Here is a 2,820-nt window from a genome sequence, read left to right as displayed (position 1 = left end):
GTGCCCTGCCACTCCACGGTGCCTGACGCGACGAACTGCGCGGCCAGTTGCGACCCCATGTCGGTCAGATCGGTTTCAGGCCCCGCGAACCGAAAGCTGGAGCCACGGGCGATCACGTTGATCCAGCGCAGCCGGGACAGGGTCGCAATCAGCTCGGCCGGGATGGCTTCGGCAATGGCGATCTGCGCGGCGTCTCCGCCGATCAGCTGAAAGGGACGGATAGCCAGCGTCGGCTTTTGCGCGGGACCGGAGACCACGTTTGTGTCGGGCTGAGAATGATCTCTGGAGGTGGTTTTGGCCTCGGTCACGTCGGCCACAAACCGAAAGCCGTGACCCCGGACGGTGCGAATGATCGCCTGACGATCTCCGTCATCGCCGACGGCCCGCCGGATTTGGCGGATGGCGGTTGAAAGCGAGGCGTCGGTGACGATCAAGTCGGGCCAGATGGCATCAAAGATCTGGTCCTTGGACACGGCGCGGTCCCGGTTGCGGATCAGGAACTGCAACAGGGCAAGGCATTTCGGCTCCAAAACGATTGGGCCGTCTGGGCCGGACAGCTCTAAAAGCGCGGTATTCAGCCGGTACGCGTCAAACTCATACACCATTGCGCCTCTTTTGCCTGATCTTCGCGGCCAACACAAACCTGTGGTTTGCGAGTAGCCCGGCAATCTTCAGCAAACCCTCAGGCAACCCTCAAGCGGCGGGCCCGGCACTGGCGTAAGCCTTCCCTGACCCGCCTTTGGTTTTGCGGGTCGTGTGTAGCTTACCTCGTCACAGGAGCCTGAAATGAAACGCCCCGGCCTGATCCTTTATGGCATTGCCGCCTACATCCTTTTCAACGTTGTTTTCCTTTACATGATCGCGTTTTTGCTGGAACTTCCGGTGCCCAAAACCATCAACAGCGGCACACCTGGCCCAGTTGATTTGGCCGTTACGGCCAATCTGGGCTTGGTCTTTCTGTTCGGCTTTTTCCACAGCCTGATGGCGCGGGACCGCTTCAAACGCTGGTGGACCACGATCGTCCCGGCCGAGGCCGAACGCAGCAGTTTTGTCCTGCAATCGGCGCTGTTTCTGGGCCTCGCCCTGTGGCAGTGGCAACCGATCCCGGCAACGATCTGGCAGGTCGGGGGCGTTTACGCATGGCTGGCCTATGCAGTCTGCGCCACGGGCGTCGTACTGGTTGTGCTTTCGACTTTACTGATCGACCATTTCGAGCTGTTCGGCCTGCGCCAGATCTGGTCGGCACATACCGAAAAACCCATGCCCGCACCGCAGTTCCGCACGCCGATGCTGTACCGATTTGTGCGCCACCCGATGCAGTTGGGCGTCACTCTGGTGTTCTTCGGTACGCCGCATATGACGGTTGGCCATCTGATCTTTGCCGGGGCGATGACCGCTTATGTTCTGATCGGCTTGTGGTTCGAGGAACGGTCTCTGGTGCGTGAATTCGGCAATACCTATCGCGCCTATCAGAAAATGGTGCCGATGCTGATCCCCCGCTTGGTCCCGATTGCCCGCAATGCTTGCAATCCCCGGCGACTTGAAGCCGTGGAGTTTGAGCGATGAAACAGGATCTTCCCGTTTTTCCGGCCCTTCACGGCTCGACCAGCAGCGGCAAACAGTGGCGTGCTTTGGCGGGCGAGATCACAGGTCAGGCGACCGTGCTTGCACCGAACCTGCCGGGCTATGGCTCGGCGGCTGCGGACAAATCGGACCGGCTGGAAATGTTGGCTAAGGTTTTGGCCGCGCAGAAGGGCAGGGTACACATTGTGGCGCATTCCTTTGGCGGTGCGGTTGCCATGAAGCTGGCCAATACCTGCCCCGAACGGGTGAGCAGTGTTACGCTATATGACCCGATCACCCCGTCACGGGACGGCGCTGACTGCCTGTCGCCCGAACTGGACGCTCTGTGGCACGAAGCGCGTCATCTTGCTCCGAGGGATTTGATGCGCGCGTTTATCGAGTTCTGGTCAGGGCAGGGGAGTTGGGCGCGATTGGGTCCTGATCAGCAAAACCGTCTTTTGGCACATCACCCCGGGATGATCCGCGACATGACTGAGGTGTTCTCGGGGCGTTGGACGCTGGATCAGGTCCGTTATACCGGCCCTCTCACCATTCTGCGCGGCGGTCTTTCCCCAGACGTAACCGCAACCATGTGCCGGGCTTTCGCACGGACGCATCCACAGGCTGTCGAATTGTTGTTGCCTAATCACGGGCACATGGCCCCGCTGACCCATGCTGTTCCAATGGCGAAGGCTTTTGCAGATTGCCTGTCACCGTATCTGAAGGACAGCGCGCTGGCCGCGTGACCGAAACCTTGCGGCACTTCGAAACCCGAATGCAGGAGGATTGATCATGCCCAACGAAAAGCCGGAAGGCGGCTGCGATTGCGGTGAGGTTCGGTATCGGCTTTTGGCTTCACCCTTGATCGTGCATGGGTGCCATTGCCGAAGGTGCCAGCGGCAAACGGGCAGCACGCATGCGGTCAACGCATTGATCGAAGGCAGCAATGTCCTGCTGCTGTCTGGCAATATCATCGAGGATATGGCTGAAACACCGTCCGGTAGCGGACAGAAGATAACCCGCTGTACAAACTGCCATGTCGCGGTCTGGAGCGAGTACCTGCGGTTCGCCAAACGCGTGCCGTCCCTCATCCTGTTCATCCGCGCAGGGACTTTGGACCAACCACACCACCTTCCGCCCGATGTCTATATTCACACCGACAGCAAACAGCCCCATGCGATCCTTAATAACGGAGTGCCGTCTTTCGGAGCTTTCTACGATCTCAGACAGGTCTGGTCAGAAGAGAGTATGAAACGC

The 2,820-nt window shown here is 59.5% G+C and carries 4 protein-coding genes; 3 read left to right on the top strand and 1 reads right to left on the bottom strand.

The genetic code is table 11. The features are described 5' to 3' along the window. A partial coding sequence (locus ACR0K4_RS22920) for a winged helix-turn-helix domain-containing protein (RefSeq protein ID WP_480855910.1) occupies positions 1-605 on the bottom strand: 605 nt, incomplete at its 3' end. 181 nt (positions 606-786) lie between these two features. Here ACR0K4_RS22920 and mddA point away from each other — a divergent pair. From mddA to ACR0K4_RS22905, 3 genes are all read left to right on the top strand, one after another. Next, on the top strand, positions 787-1,566 hold the full coding sequence (gene mddA, locus ACR0K4_RS22915; RefSeq protein ID WP_480522306.1) for a methanethiol S-methyltransferase: 780 nt from the start codon (positions 787-789) through the stop codon (positions 1,564-1,566). Then, positions 1,563-2,309, top strand: coding sequence for an alpha/beta fold hydrolase (locus tag ACR0K4_RS22910; RefSeq protein ID WP_480855909.1), 747 nt, complete (start codon positions 1,563-1,565; stop codon positions 2,307-2,309). The genes mddA and ACR0K4_RS22910 overlap by 4 nt, the downstream gene beginning before the upstream one ends. Positions 2,310-2,355: 46 nt before the next feature. Beyond that, a partial coding sequence (locus ACR0K4_RS22905; RefSeq protein ID WP_480855908.1) for a GFA family protein occupies positions 2,356-2,820 on the top strand: 465 nt, incomplete at its 3' end.

It is taken from the genome of Ruegeria sp. K11 (assembly GCF_056531905.1).
Note: the sequence above shows the minus strand (reverse complement) of the source record. Positions and strands in the feature narration are given on the sequence as shown.

Bases quoted from the DNA above. Each gene is read 5' to 3' on its own strand.
- mddA (WP_480522306.1), top strand. From the start codon at position 787: ATGAAACGCCCCGGCCTGATCCTTTATGGCATTGCCGCCTACATCCTT.
- ACR0K4_RS22910 (WP_480855909.1), top strand. From the start codon at position 1,563: ATGAAACAGGATCTTCCCGTTTTTCCGGCCCTTCACGGCTCGACCAGC.